The 14277-nt window shown below is 60.3% G+C and carries 10 protein-coding genes; 8 read left to right on the top strand and 2 right to left on the bottom strand.

Annotated features, from left to right (window positions below):
* The first annotated feature begins 19 nt into the window (after positions 1-19).
* The 8 genes from RTCIAT899_RS27655 (at position 20) to fhuB (ending at position 11112) form a co-directional block, all read left to right on the top strand.
* Positions 20-3997: a non-ribosomal peptide synthetase gene (locus tag RTCIAT899_RS27655; RefSeq protein ID WP_051043404.1), complete on the top strand. Its 3978-nt coding sequence runs from the start codon at positions 20-22 to the stop codon at positions 3995-3997.
* A 32-nt stretch (positions 3998-4029) separates the two neighbouring features.
* On the top strand, positions 4030-5349 hold the full coding sequence (locus RTCIAT899_RS27660) for a lysine N(6)-hydroxylase/L-ornithine N(5)-oxygenase family protein (RefSeq protein ID WP_015343147.1): 1320 nt from the start codon (positions 4030-4032) through the stop codon (positions 5347-5349).
* Positions 5350-5424: 75 nt separating this feature from the next.
* Complete coding sequence (locus tag RTCIAT899_RS34455) at positions 5425-6069, top strand: 4'-phosphopantetheinyl transferase family protein (protein ID WP_280117194.1); 645 nt, start codon at positions 5425-5427, stop codon at positions 6067-6069.
* Between the two features lie 164 nt (positions 6070-6233).
* Complete coding sequence (locus tag RTCIAT899_RS27670) at positions 6234-6824, top strand: sigma-70 family RNA polymerase sigma factor (protein WP_015343149.1); 591 nt, start codon at positions 6234-6236, stop codon at positions 6822-6824.
* 59 nt (positions 6825-6883) lie between these two features.
* Positions 6884-7357 (top strand): GNAT family N-acetyltransferase, encoded by a 474-nt coding sequence (locus tag RTCIAT899_RS27675; RefSeq protein ID WP_015343150.1) that lies wholly within the window; start codon positions 6884-6886, stop codon positions 7355-7357.
* Positions 7358-7416: 59 nt separating this feature from the next.
* The gene (locus RTCIAT899_RS27680; RefSeq protein ID WP_015343151.1) at positions 7417-8229 is read left to right on the top strand and encodes an ATP-binding cassette domain-containing protein; all 813 of its coding nucleotides are present in this window, start codon (positions 7417-7419) and stop codon (positions 8227-8229) included.
* Positions 8219-9124 carry an iron-siderophore ABC transporter substrate-binding protein gene (locus RTCIAT899_RS27685; protein WP_041678208.1) on the top strand — a complete coding sequence of 302 codons (906 nt, stop codon included), beginning with the start codon at positions 8219-8221 and terminating at the stop codon, positions 9122-9124. Before RTCIAT899_RS27680 ends, RTCIAT899_RS27685 begins: the two co-directional genes overlap by 11 nt.
* Positions 9121-11112 (top strand): Fe(3+)-hydroxamate ABC transporter permease FhuB, encoded by a 1992-nt coding sequence (gene fhuB / locus RTCIAT899_RS27690; protein ID WP_015343153.1) that lies wholly within the window; start codon positions 9121-9123, stop codon positions 11110-11112. The genes RTCIAT899_RS27685 and fhuB overlap by 4 nt, the downstream gene beginning before the upstream one ends.
* Before the next feature lie 133 nt (positions 11113-11245).
* On the opposite strand, the gene RTCIAT899_RS27695 is transcribed toward fhuB, so the two are convergent.
* Together RTCIAT899_RS27695 and RTCIAT899_RS27700 are read right to left on the bottom strand one after the other, a co-directional pair.
* Positions 11246-11827 carry a dienelactone hydrolase family protein gene (locus RTCIAT899_RS27695; protein WP_041678209.1) on the bottom strand — a complete coding sequence of 194 codons (582 nt, stop codon included), beginning with the start codon at positions 11825-11827 and terminating at the stop codon, positions 11246-11248.
* A 199-nt stretch (positions 11828-12026) separates the two neighbouring features.
* Entirely contained in the window at positions 12027-14216 is a 2190-nt protein-coding gene (locus tag RTCIAT899_RS27700) for a TonB-dependent siderophore receptor (RefSeq protein WP_015343155.1), read from the bottom strand.
* Between the last annotated feature and the right edge of the window lie 61 nt (positions 14217-14277).

A 14277-nucleotide genomic window follows, 5' to 3' on the forward strand; every position in this document is an offset into this window, starting at 1 on the left:
CAAGGAGAGCGGCGAAGAAATGACTATCCACGATCGCAACGCCAAGGCAGCAAACGATACGGATTTTCTCGCCAAATGCTCCCTATCGCCGACACAGTCACGTATCTGGCTCCTGTCCGAGACTGGTAACGAAGTCGTCTACGGGCGACAAATACTAGCCATCGCCTTTCCTCCCGTCCCTCTTGCTGTCGCGCATGAGGGCCTGTCAAAGCTTTCACGGCAACATCCCCTCATTACCTCGGAATTCGAGGCACGGGCAGGCGGCGCCGTCCAGCAGATCCTGAGGAACGACCGTTTCGTCGAGATCATCGAGACGAAGTTGGCTGCAGGCGAAAACCTGGACGACGCGCTGACCGCGGCTGCCACAGCGGAACAGGCCCGCCCGATCGACCTTACCGATGGCAATCCGGCCCGCTTCATCCTCCTGACGCAAGAAGCGCGGGCGGCGGGCGTCCTATTCTCCCTCCATGCCATCCTTGCCGACGCTGCGGCGCTCGACCTGCTTGCGACGGATTTCCTTCACAACATCGACGGTCATGACCCGGCGGATATCGCAGAGACCGTACTGCCCAACGCCGCTTCGTGGATGATTGCCAATGGCGCACCGCGCCATGCGGCACCGGAACTGGTCGACTTCTGGTTCCAGCAGCTGACGGCTCAGGAGAACATTGCGTCACTCCCGCCGCAAACATCGGCGGGAAAAAACACGGTCGACGAGGCATGGTTCGAGCATATGCTTGAAGTGCCAATACAGTCGTCCGCCGACACCTCCGGCGATATGCTTGCAGCCCTGGGGATCGCCCTGCGGCGCCATACCGGATACGGCACTCAAAGGATCGGCCTGGTCACGCGGCCGGAAAGGCAGAAAGTTGCCGCCCGCTGCGAGGACGTGTTGATCCTGACGCCGGAACTCGACGGCACCATGACGCTCAAGGACGTTCGTAACGCGTTCGTCAAGGAAATCGATATGGCTATCAGGCAATCCCTGCCTTTCGAGGCTCTTGCCGATGCGCTGATAAGACGGGACGAATCCTTCGACACCACCGGCCTCGTCAAGACGCTCCTCGATGTGGGTCCGCCCCTGCGTCTCCTGCAAGCAACCTCGAACGAAGTCACGTTGCGCAGCCCCATCGAACCGCCGGCGCGCCGCGATGCCGATCTGGTCGTTACCGTTTCCCCCGCATCCATCGGCAAATTGCGCATCGGCATCGGCTTCGACCCGCAGAAGCATGATCGAAAACAAATCATACGCTTCGCCGACGATCTTGCCTTGGCACTTGCGCAGGTACAGGCCAGCCCGGGCCTTCAGGTCAAACATATTCCCTTCGTGTCACCGGAAGAGCTGGACAGGCTTTCGGCACCCTATCCGGACGCACCGGAGCCGGACGACGGCATTCCGATCCACGAGGTCATCTCCGCACAGGCGAGACGGCGGCCGAATGCGTTTGCCGTCGCACAGGGTGAGAAATCCGTGACACATGGCGAACTCGAAGCTGCCGCCAACCGGCTGGCTCATCGGTTGATCGCGATGGGGATCGGCCCGGAAAAGCGCGTTGCCATCGCCCTTGAAAAATCGATCGACGCAATCATCGCCATTCTTGCTGTGCTGAAGGCTGGCGGCGCATTCACGCCGGTAGAGCCGGATCATCCTGAAGCGCGCAATCGTCACATCCTGACGGCCCCGGGCCTCTCGCTCGTCATTTCCCGCGCAAAGCACATCGCCAACCTGCCGAGCGATATCACCACGCCCTATCTCAATCTCGATGCCATCGACCTATCCGCGGAGAGCGTCGGCGCGCCGGCAACGACCATTGCCCCGCGGCAACTTGCCTATGTGATCTACACGTCGGGCTCGACAGGCGTCCCGAAGGGAGTGGCGGTCGAGCACGGACCACTCGCGCACCATTGCAAGGCGACCCTGCGCATCTACGAAATGAGCGAGGAATCCTGCGAATATCCTGTGCTTCCCTTCACCTCGGACGGTGGCCATGAGCGCTGGATGGTGCCGCTGATGGCCGGCGGCGGTGTGGTGTTGACGCAGGACAAGCTCGCCACACCAGAAGATGCCTTTGCGGCGATGAAGCGACACGGCGTCAACAACGCCAGCCTGCCCACCAGCTATGTCCGCGGCCTTGCCGAGTATGCTGGGGAGAACGGCGAAATCCCGCGGCTGCGGCTCTATTCCTTCGGCGGCGAGGCGCTGTCGCAGGCGGTATTCGACATGATCACCGAGAACCTGAAGGCGCAGCTGCTGATCAACGGCTACGGCCCGACCGAAACGATCATGACGCCGATGATCTGGAAGATTCCGGCTGGCACCCGCTTCGAGGGGACCGTCGCGCCGATCGGGCGCGGCGTGGGCGATCGGCGCATCTATGTGCTCGATGCCGACCTTGCGCCGGTTCCGGTCGGCGTGATCGGCGAAATCTATATCGGCGGCAGCGGCCTGGCACGCGGCTATCTCGGCCAGCCGGAGCTGACGGCGGATCGCTTCATTCCGGATCCCTTCACAGCTGGCGGACGGCTGTACAAGTCGGGCGATCTCGGCCGTTGGCGGGAAGACGGCATCGTCGAATTCGCCGGCCGCGTCGATCACCAGATCAAATTGCGCGGCTTCCGCATCGAGCCGGGTGAAATCGAAGCCGTGCTGCGCTCCGATCAGCGTGTCGCCGAGGCCGTCATCCTGCTGCACAATGACGGCGGCCGCAGTTCTCTGGTCGCCTATGTTGTGCCGCGCGAGGGTGAAAGCCTCAGTGTGACCGAGCTGCGCCGCACTGCCATGACGGCCCTGCCCGACTACATGGTGCCACAGACCATCATGCTGATCGACAAGCTGCCGATGGGGCCGAACAGCAAGCTGGACCGCGCGGCCCTGCCCGCACCGCGCATCGAATGCGAAATGGCGTTACCTGCCAATGACAAGGAAAAAGCGATCCTGGATGTCTGGAAGGATATCCTCGACATCGGCGATATCGGTGTCACGGAGAATTTCTTCGATATTGGCGGACAGTCTCTGATGGCCGTGCGCATCGTCTCGCGCCTGAAGATGCGCCATCCCGAATGGCCGCTGACGATCGCCGATATGTTCAACCATCCGACGGTGCGTGATCTTGCGCTCGCCATCGACGGCAGTCGCGACGAAACCGGCGTCGATGTCGTCTACCTCAGACGCAACGGTGACCGGCCGGTGCTCTACTGCTTCCCGGGCCTCCTCGTCAGCACGCGCGAATATATGCGCCTCGTCGATTATCTCGGCCCGGAACAGCCGGCGACCGGCTTCATTTGCTATTCGCTGACCGAGACCAAGACGCTCAGCACCCGCGTCGAAGATATCACCGCGCGTTACGCCGAAGCCGTACGCAGACAAGCCAAGGGTAGTCCTTGCGCCTTTCTCGGCTGGTCGTGGGGCGGGCTGCTCGCCTATGAGGCCGCCCGGCAGCTCGGCAACGATATCGACCTGCGCATGATCGGCATGGTCGATGTCTGCGATATGGACGAGGAGTTTACCGTCGGTATCATGCCGCGCTTCGAAGACGGTATCCGCGATCGCACCCATGCCGCCGTGCAGAGCTGGCTTGCGACCACGCCGATGCGCGAGGATTGGAAGAGGCTATTCGCCGCCATGAACGAGGAGGTCTACGAACAGTTCCTCCATCATATCGTCAAGCATAACGTCAAACTGCCGACGGACGGTCCCGATATCGGCTCGGAAGAGCATACGTTCTGGATCCTCATCGACAATGCGATGATCTTCCGCAACTACCGCCTGGAGCAATCCGATTTCCGCATCCATGCCTTTGCGGCCGAGGATTCTCTCACGCGTGCCCTCAACGTCATCGACTGGCGGCGATATTCGCCAAGCGCGACGGCATCGGAGATCGTTACCGGCACCAACCATTTGACGATCATCGGCAAGACGCCTTTCCATCAGCGTTTCGCCCGGCGGCTCGATCATGCCTTTGCGCCGGCGTCGCTGTCCAAAGACACCGTCAAGTAACCCCCTCTTCGATATCATTCTGGAGCTGCATCATGACATCGCACGTGCTCGACCTCGCCGGGGCCGGAATCGGTCCCTTCAACCTCAGCCTTGCCGCTCAGCTCGATTCGATACCGCAACTTTCCGTCCGCTTCTTCGAGCGGCGTCCATCCTTCGCTTGGCATCCGGGAATGATGCTGCCGGGTGCGGAAATGCAGACATCCATCCTCAAGGATCTGGTCACCGCCACCAATCCGACAAGCCGCTGGAGCTTTCTCTCCTATCTTGTTGCGAATAAACGCTTTTATCAGTTTCTAAACGCAGAATATGAAGCTGTTCCGCGCAAGGAATTTGCCGACTACCTCGGATGGGTCGCGCGCGGGCTGACGTCGCTCCGCTTCGGCGACAGCGTGCGAGAGGTCCATGCCAATGACGGCTTCTTCTCCATCACCACCGACGATGGCGCGATCAGCGCCCGCAATCTCTCCGTCGGTGTCGGCAAGATTGCGTCTCGTCCGGCCTGGGCCGAGCAACTGCCCAAATCCATGACCTTCCATAGCAGCGAAGCGATGCAGCGCATCGGTGACGTCAAAGCGCCCCGCATTGCCGTCATCGGCGGCGGCCAGAGCGGCGCCGAGATCGTCGATGCGCTCCTGGATCTGACTAGGGTTTCATCCATCCACTGGATCAGCCGCCGGCCGAATTTCGAGCCGCTCGATGCGACGCCATTCACCAACGAGCTCTTCACGCCAGGCTATATGGAACGCTTCCACGGACTTCCCGAGGAGCTGCGGCTCACGCACACGCGCCGGCAGGTGCTGGCCAGCGATGGCGTTTCCGCCTCCACCCTGAAGAAGCTCTATCGCCGGCTCTACGAGCGAAAGCTCGAAACGCGGGGCGCCTCGGATCAAGGCATATCGCTGCGCCCCTTCCGCAACGTCATCGCAGCCGAGCAGGATGGTCCCGAAATCACGCTGACGATGCGCAACGGCTTCGATGACAGCATCGAGACACTGACGGTCGACATGATCGTCTTTGCAACCGGCTATCGCTTCGTGCTTCCGGAGTTTCTGTATTCGCTCGAAAATCGCATCGAGCTCAACTCCATCGGCGAACCGGTGCTGGAAAGCGATTTCTCGCTCAGATGGGATGGGCCGCGTGAGAGCCGCATCTTCGTTCTCAATGCCGGACGCCACAGCCACGGCATTGCCGAGCCGCAGCTCAGCCTTGCCGCATGGCGCAGCGCGGTCATCGCCAACGCGTTGCTCGGCCGCCAGCATTTCGATCTCGATCAACTCGATCCCATCGTGCAGTGGGAAACGCACGGACAGCCCTCGAACCTTCCCTCTCACATGGGGCAGGCAGCGGAATAGGTGAAGGCGGGCCAACCGGAGGAAGAAACGTCGCAGGTGGAACTTCATAGCCTGCACCTGTCTGACGGGCTTCCCGTGCCGGGCTCGATTTTGAGCGAGGCAGAAAAAAGCCGTGCCGCAGCATTCAGATCGTGCACGGCGCGGCGCCTTTTCGTTGCCGGACGGGTCCTATGCCGAAGCATTCTCGCCAATCGGCTTGGCTGCGCCCCGCAAGCACTTTGTCTTGCGATTACCCCTTCCGGCAGACCCTACCTGCGCGATTATCCCGACATCGATTTCAATCTGTCGCACACGAAAGACCGCGTAGCGCTCGCGATCTGCCGCGGCGGCAGCATCGGCATCGATATCGAGCGCCTCGACGCGTTTTCGGAGCAGGAAGCCTCCGAGATCATGCCGATGATCCTTTCCGAACAAGAGCTCAATCAAGTCGATCAATTGGATGAGCGACATCGCCGCGATGTTTTTCTCGCCTATTGGGTCCAGAAAGAAGCCGCGCTGAAATGCTTCGGTCAGGGTTTTCTAGCCAACCCGCAAAGCGTGATACTGACATCCGAAAACGCAACCAATGGAAGCAAAGCCCAGGTATTGGGCGAAGCGATTTTCATCCATTCGGGTCGGATAAGCGACGGAGAAAGCAGAGGTTTTCAGTGGGCTATCGCGACATCAAACGCTACGGCGCGGCCGCAATGGCAGCATCACAAAAGCGGGATTTTCTTCTAGATCGCCAAAAAAATTAAAATAAAATCAGGTGGATAAACCGTGATTTAGGAGATGCTTCACTTTTCGACTCCGCTATCTTGACTACCATTGTCATGTTTTATAGGTTCCCTTTCAAAAAGAGGGGCACACAGAAATGCAACTTTGGATTTCAGCGAGAGCCCGACATGATTGCCAACCATTCGCAGTCGACTTCCAATGAGCAACTCCAAACAGCACTTCACGCCTATCCGAAGCTCCTCTCCGTCGCACGCCGGATCACCGGCTGCATGAGCTTGGCAGAGGATGTGGTGCAAGAGGTTCTCCTGCAGCTGATTTCCAAACCGCTGAAGGCGGATATAGCGGCACCCGCGCCATATGTGATGCGCATGGTGCGCAATCTGGCGACGGATCATATGCGGCGACTGCAATATGAGCGCGGCCTTTTCCTTGAAGAGGAAGTCGGCGGCAATACCTCCGCCTATGGAAGTCCCGAGGAACATCTTCACGAAGCTCAAGCCTACAAGGCCTTCCGCTGCACCGTCGAAGCCATGCCCGCAAGAACCAGAAAGTTCTATGAGGAGCATTACTTCGACGACGTCCCTCAGAAAACCATCGCCAAAGAGGCAGGTGTGTCCTGCGCGCTCGTATGCGGGCTTCTGCGCGAAGCTCATTCGCGTTGCCTCGCCGCAATCTCGCTCGAAGCCGCGCATGACTGCGATGCAGGCGGTACTCACAGGCGAAACCGGCCGACACGCGTGCGGGAGATACGGGCCTGATGGCCGCGCACTCCCCCGGTCTGCAATCAGTGCTCCACAACGAGGAAAGGGAGGAATAGATGCAGGAAACCATCGAGATAACCAAATCCAAAGGCGCCATCTGTCGTGACATCATGTCGGAACTCACCGACTGGTTCGCCGATCCGGATGTCATCGAAGCTTGCGCCGGCGCTGTGGAAAGCCTGCCGATGTTCGGCTGCGTCGAGGCTGATACTGTGGCCGGCTTCGTGTCGCTGCGCGCCCATCCGCCATCTGCGATGGAGATTCTCGTGATCGCAACGCGGCGCCGGCATCACCACAGCGGCGTCGGCAAGCGATTGCTGTCCGCGGCCGAGACCTTCGCCCGCTCTTCCGATTGCAAGCTTCTGACGGTCAAGACGCTCGCGCCGCGCGGCCGGGACGAACCGCAGTATGAAAAGACACGCGCCTTCTACGACAGAAACGGCTTCATCCGTGCCGAGATATTTCCAACCCTCTGGCGCGAAAGCGATCCGTGTCTCTTCTTCGTCAAGCCATTGACCTCGATCAACTAACGCATCGCTCACCGGCGACCGGAATTTTAGGGAGCCGGTGGGCTTCAGCAGGAATGATAATGAAAAACGACAGGATCACCGGAAACGATCAAAGTCACGCAACGGTCTTCGCGACGGAAGGCCTGCGTTTCGAGGTCGACGGCAAAACCATTCTTCACCCGCTCGATATCAGCTTCAAGGCGGGTGAGATTTCCGGTCTGATCGGCCATAACGGCTCCGGCAAATCCACGCTGATCAAGATGCTTGCCAGACAGATTCAGCCGACGGGCGGACGCATCCTGTTCGATGGCGTGGCCGCCGGCTCCTACGATATGCGTGCCTTTGCGCGCGCTGTCGCCTATCTGCCGCAGGACACCTCATCGGCGGCCGGCATGACCGTCGAGGAACTCGTCGCCTGCGGGCGCTATCCCTGGCACGGTGCGCTCGGGCGCTTCACCGATGTCGACCGGGCAAAGGTGGAAACAGCGATGAAGCTGACGCATGTCGATACCTTGGCGGGCCGCATGGTGGATACGCTCTCCGGCGGCGAGCGCCAGCGTGTCTGGATCGCCATGCTGGTCGCGCAGGACAGCCGCTGCCTGCTGCTCGACGAGCCGACATCGGCACTCGACATCGCCCACCAGATGGAAATCCTCGGGCTCGTGCGCGAGCTTTGCCGGACGAAGGATCTGAGCGTCATTCTCGTCCTGCACGATATCAATGTCGCGGCACATTTCTGCGATCATCTGCATGCGCTGAAGCAAGGGCGCCTCATTGCGGCAGGCCTGTCGCCGACCCTCATGAAGGCCGAAACGCTCAATATGATCTACGGCACAAACATGGGCGTCACCGCCCATCCCGTACACGGAACGCCGCTTGCCTATGTCATCTGAAAGCAGCCTCGAGAACCTGATGCTTTCGCGCCGCACGCTGCTTGCCGCCGCGGCGTTTTTTGCCGTTCCGCAAGTGAGAGTAGCTGCAGAAACCATGTCCGGCCCGATCGTTTCCCTCGATTATGGGCTCGCCTCGACACTGCTGGCGCTCGAGGTAGCGCCCGCCGCCATCGCTTCGCTCGCCGATTGGGACACATGGGTCGTCGAACCGAAAATGCCTGCTGGCGTCGTCGATCTCGGTACCACTGGCGAGATCAATCTCGAGGTCCTGGTAAGCGTCAAACCGGCGCTGATCCTGACCACGCCCTATCTCGCGCCTTTGAAGCCGCAGCTGGAGGCGATTTCGCCGGTCCTGGAACTGACGGTTTATGCTGAAGGCGGCGAGGCTTTGTCACGCTCCATCGAGGCGACGCGTCGGCTGGCCGACGCCATCGGCCGGCGGCAACAGGCGGAAGAATTCCTTGCCCGGTCGGAACAATTCTTCGATGACTGCGCAAACCGCGTCAAAAAGCTCAACCCTCCGCCGTTGGCGCTCATTAATTTTGTCGATCCGCGCCATGCTCGCATTTATTGCGGCGCAGGCCTCTACCAGAACGTCATGACCAGGATCGGCCTCAAAAACGCCTGGACCAGGCCTGGCGATTACTGGGGCTTCGAGACGATCGGGCTGGAGCAATTGGCGACGCTCGATCAAAGCTTGCGTCTGATCGCATTCGAACCCCTGCTTCCGCCAAATGTGCTCGACAATCTCCAGGATAGTCCGTTGTGGACCAGCCTTCCCTTTGTCCGAGCCGGGCGCGTCTCCGTGCTGCCGGGCACCTTGATGTTCGGCATGGTGCAGGAAGCGCAGCGTTTCGCGCGCATATTGCTTGACCATCTGGAAACATTCGCATGATCCGCACCGAAGCAAATAACGGCCTTGGTGCTCCAGCCGTGGCCCTGACGCTGTTCGCGCTCGCCAGCCTGCTCGCCTCGCATCAACTGGCGCCTGATGTTTCACGCTTGTTCGGGCAGAAAGCAGGCTACGACCCGCAACGCCTGCTACTCATCTATTCGACGCTGCCGAGGATCGTCACCGCCTTGCTGGCGGGTGCCGCGCTCTCGCTATCCGGAAGCCTGCTGCAGCAGGTACTGCGCAATCCGCTCGCCTCGCCCTCCACGCTCGGCATTTCCGCAGGCGCCAATCTTGCGCTTGTTGCTGTCATGCTTGCCTTTCCCGCTCTTCAGGGTCTCAGCCGCGATGCCGTTGCCCTGTTCGGGAGCGCCGCTGCCGCTGCCGTCGTCTTCCTGATCGGTGCAAGACGCGGCTTTTCGCCGTTGGCGCTGGTGCTTGCCGGCTTGATCGTCGGCGTCTGGAGCGGAGCGCTTGCCGCCATTCTCGTCTTGATGAACGATCGCTATCTCGCCGGCCTCTTCATCTGGGGCGCCGGATCGCTGGCGCAGCAAAGCTGGACCATACCGCTTTCCCTTCTCCCGAAAATCGCCATCCTGTCTTCCGCGGCCTTGCTGATGGCACGGCCGCTCGCACTCATGGAGCTGGGCGATAGCGGCGCGAGCGGACTCGGCCTGTCGGTCAAACGCACGCGCATTGCCGCCGTTTGCATCGCGATTGCGCTTGCCGCGATCGTCACCAGCGCCGTCGGCGTTATCGGCTTCATCGGTCTCATCGCGCCGCGCATCGCCCAGCTTGCCGGCGCTAGACAGATGAAGAGCCAGCTCATCTGGTCACCCCTCATCGGCGCGGGCTTGTTGCTGCTGACCGATGAAGCCCTCGTGCTGCTCTCGGGGGCTTCTTCGACCTTCCTGCCGACGGGCGCTATTACTGCACTGCTAGGCGCACCGTTGCTACTCCTGATGCTGCCGCGTTTGAAGGCCGTGCAGCGCAGCGCGCCCTCTCCCTCTCAGAATGCGAGCCGCGCCTTACATACGCCGCGCGTACTCTTGCTTGCATCAGTTCCGGCGCTCGTCCTTCTCCTGGCCGGTGCGATCTTCTTCGGGCGCGCACCGGATGGGACATGGACGCTGCTTGCCTATCTCCATTGGCCCGACGTGCTGCCCTATCGTCTGCCGCGCATCGCCGGCGCCTTTGCTGCGGGTGCCATGCTTGGCGTCGTCGGCGCGATCCTGCAACGCCTCAGCGGCAATGAGATGGCAAGTCCGGAGGTTCTGGGCATTTCGGCAGGCGCTACCCTCGGCGTCACCGCCGCGCTTTTCCTTCTGCCCGCTCCCGGCATGGTCGCACAACTGGGCTTCGGCGGTATCGGTGCCTTCGCCGTGCTCATCGCCATTTTCCTGTTCGGCATCCGATCCGGTTTCGCGCCGGAACGAGTGCTTCTGACGGGCATCGCGCTGGGCGCCATACTGGATTCCTTCATCAGCGTGTTGGCCGCGAGCGGCGATCCGCGCGCTATGATCGTCATGCAATGGATGAGCGGATCGACTTATCTCGTTGATACACCAAAGGCAATTTCGGCGACGACTGCAGCGACAGCGGGCCTTGGGCTTGCCTTTCTGGCTCATCGCTGGCTCGATCTGTTGCCGCTTGGGGCTCAGGCGGCGCAGGCAATCGGCATTCGCGTCAACTTTGCCCGTGCCTGCCTATTTGCCCTTGCCGCCGCCATGACCGCGGCCGCCACCCTTGTCGTCGGGCCCTTGAGCTTCATCGGCCTCATGGGGCCGCATCTGGCGCGCGAGCTTGGCTTGCGACGTGCGGCTCCTCAGCTTGCAGGTGCAGCACTCGCCGGCGGCAGTCTCATGGTGCTTGCGGACTGGTTCGGCAGGATGATCGCCTTTCCCTATCAGATGCCAGCCGGCCTTGTGTCGGCTCTCGTCGGCGCTCCGCTGCTGTTGATCTTGCTGATGAAACGGCGAAGGGCGGCATAGTCTCACGTAGTGGGCGATCCCGAGCGCGGCATATATGCAAACGGGATACTTGCTAGCCGAAGGCGGGCAGATTGCTTGCGTTGCTGTGCGACCACTTTCGGGAACCAAGTTCAAATCAAAACATTGGCTCCGATCAGACGCGATCCAGGAACTCAAGTACTCGGCTCGTCAGCAGCGCGGTTGCGCCCGCATCATACGACGGAAGCGAACTATCGGCGAAATAGTGCTGATCGCCGGGATAGAGGAAAAGCTTCGCGTCCTCGACCTTTGCCACAATCTCCCGGGCGGCATCGATATCACCCTCGCCTACGAAGATCGGGTCGTTTTCCATCGCGTGAATCTGGACAGGCACGCCATCTGGCCAAGGGCCGAACGCCCATTCGCCACTGATCGGCAGGCAGGAATGGAACAAGAGAGCTCCTCGGGCTCCGGGCCGTGTCTGGGCCAGTTTCTGCGCAGGCAGCACACCGAACGAGAACCCGGCATAGACGAGCGCAGGAGGCAGATCGTCAGCGACGCGAGCGCCGCGCTCCCGCATATCGTCGAATCCAACATCGCCGATATAGGCGAGCCCCTCTTCGATGCTTGGGAAAGTGCGTCCATCGAATAGGTCAGGCGTGTGCACGATGTGACCGACACCCCGCAACTCATCAGCGAATGCTCGCACACCGGGGGTCAATCCCTGTGCGTGGTGGAACAAAAGAACCTCAGCCATACGGAACCTCGCGATGGGATGGTCGGGCACATTTTCTGCCAGCTACAGCCTCATCGCCGCGTCGGCAAGAATGCGGGTATCTTATGCAACAGGCCTAGGCTGCAAAATAGCGTTGCTGACAGTAAGGTCGAGTTCAGCCGACGAAAGGAGGTTATCGGGGTGGAGCGGGCGCCGCACAGAATACGGCGCCCTGATAAGCTTACCAGCGATACTTCAGCGAGGCCGTGACGTTGCGGCCCTGCCCGAGGTAGCAATAGCCTTCGTTGCAAACCGTCAGGCGGCGGTTGGCGATGTTGCGGACATCGACGCTTGCAATCAGGCCCTTATATTTCTGATCGACCGCGCCGAAGTCGTAAGACACGGCCGCATCGAGATAGACGCTTGCATCATTCTTGTCGGCATTGGCCGTGCTGGTGTAGGTCTCGCCGGTATAGCGAATGCCGGCGCCGACGGTCAGCCCCTTTGCAGCCGAATCATCCTGGAACGTGTAGTTCGACCACAGGCTGGCAATGTTTTGGGGCGTTACGGCCGGTGCGTTTCCGGCATTGTCACCACGCGTGATTTCGGAGTGGTTATAGGCATAGGCGGCGACCACATCCCAGCCATCGGTGATGTTTGCCCTGGCTTCCAGTTCGATCCCCTTATTGGTCACTTCACCGAGCGAGGCATAAATGCCCATCAGCGGATCGACGAGAACCGGCTTGTTCTTCTCCACCAGATGATAGGCGACGGCCGAAAGCAGAATGTCGGTGCCTGGCGGCTGGTATTTTACGCCAAGCTCGTACTGTTCGCCCCTGGTCGGATCGAGAATACTGCCGGATGCAGACCGCTGCGTGACCGGATTGAAAGAGGTCGAATAGCTGGTGAAGGGCGCAATGCCATTGTCGAAGAGATAGAGCGCGCCAGCCTGGTAGGAAAATGCATTCTTGTTGAAGCTGTCTTTGGTTGTCGTATCAGTGGAGACAATGGTGGTGTCGGTCGACTGCTTCACCCAGGTCTGACGGCCGCCGAGCGTGAAGCGCCACTTGTCGAGTTCGATCTGATCCATGGCATAGGCGCCGAATTGCTGCAGGCTCGCGTCAACCCGGCTGAAATTATAGGCCGGTGTCGGGCCGGATACGCCATATCTCGGATTGCTGATATCGAAGTCATAGGCGGGGCTGGTCGTCGCATCCATCCCATAGGCGAAGGAATCGCTCATGCGGGTATAATCGAGGCCGAACAGCATGGTATGGGCTGCCGGACCGGTATCGAATTTGGATTCGAGCTGGTTGTCGACCTGGAAGACATTCATCCTGTCGCCGACCGCCGTCGCGCCGCGCTGGGCGACGTCTCCGACCCAGCCGAGGGTACTGAGATAGCGTGACTTCAAATCCAGATGAGAGAAACGGAGGTTCTGGCGGAAGGTAAAGCCGCCGTCGAACTTATGCTCGAACTGATAGCCGACCTGCTGCTGTTTGGTCCTCTGATAATCGTAATCCGGGTCGCTGTCGCGATAATCGAGAACATTGCCATCGGGGCCGATCATTGCGCCGGGATTTGCGTCCGTCTCGGTGGATTGCGCCGAGCCATAGATGGTGATTTTCGTCGTGTCGTCCGGCTTCCAGGTGAAGGACGGCTGGATCAGATAACGATCGTCGGCGATATCGAAATTGGTGTCGCCCTTTCGCGCCAGGCCGACGATGCGATACAGCATGCTGTCATCGTCCTGATTGACCCTGCCCCCAAAATCGAACATCGTCTGGGCACGATCCGACGTTCCATAGAGAACGCCGACCTCCCTGATCGTCTCTTCGGTCGGCAGCTTCGATATTTTATTGACGATCCCGCCCGGCGAACCGGCGCCATAGAGCACGGATACCGGTCCCTTGATGATCTCGACACGGTCGAGCGCATAAGGATCGGTCCGGAACATCGCATAGTTCATGTAGGGCTGCCGCAGCCCGTCGCGATAGTCGCCGTCGGTCGTAACATCATTGCCGCGAATATAGACCTGATCGAAGCGCGGATCGAAGCCATAGGAGCCGGTCTGGACGCCGGCGGAATAGCGCACTGCCTCGACGATATCCTGAGCGCCGCGCTGTTCGAGCTCCTCTTTGGTCACCACTGAAACCGAGCGAGGGGTTTCGACCAGGGGCGTATTGATCTTGGTGGCGCCCTGGCTCTTCTTTGCCGCTACGGTCGTATTGTCGCTTGCGTCACTCGATTGGCCGCTGACGACGATCGGCGCGAGCTGGGTGGCACCTCCATCATTCGCAGTGGCCGCAGCGTCCTGTGCAAAGGCATTTCCACTTAAAGCAAACACTGTCGCAAGTGCGGTGGCGCCGCCTGCAAGCTGGAATCTCTTACGTGTCAAATTACTGATATAGTTATGGGATTTCTGCTTCATAAGCCCTTCGCGCCTGCCCGTCTCGGAAAAAGATGGCGCAAATTAGTTCGCAGGCGCAGCC

Origin of the sequence: Rhizobium tropici CIAT 899, assembly GCF_000330885.1 — a bacterium.
Classification (GTDB): domain Bacteria; phylum Pseudomonadota; class Alphaproteobacteria; order Rhizobiales; family Rhizobiaceae; genus Rhizobium; species Rhizobium tropici.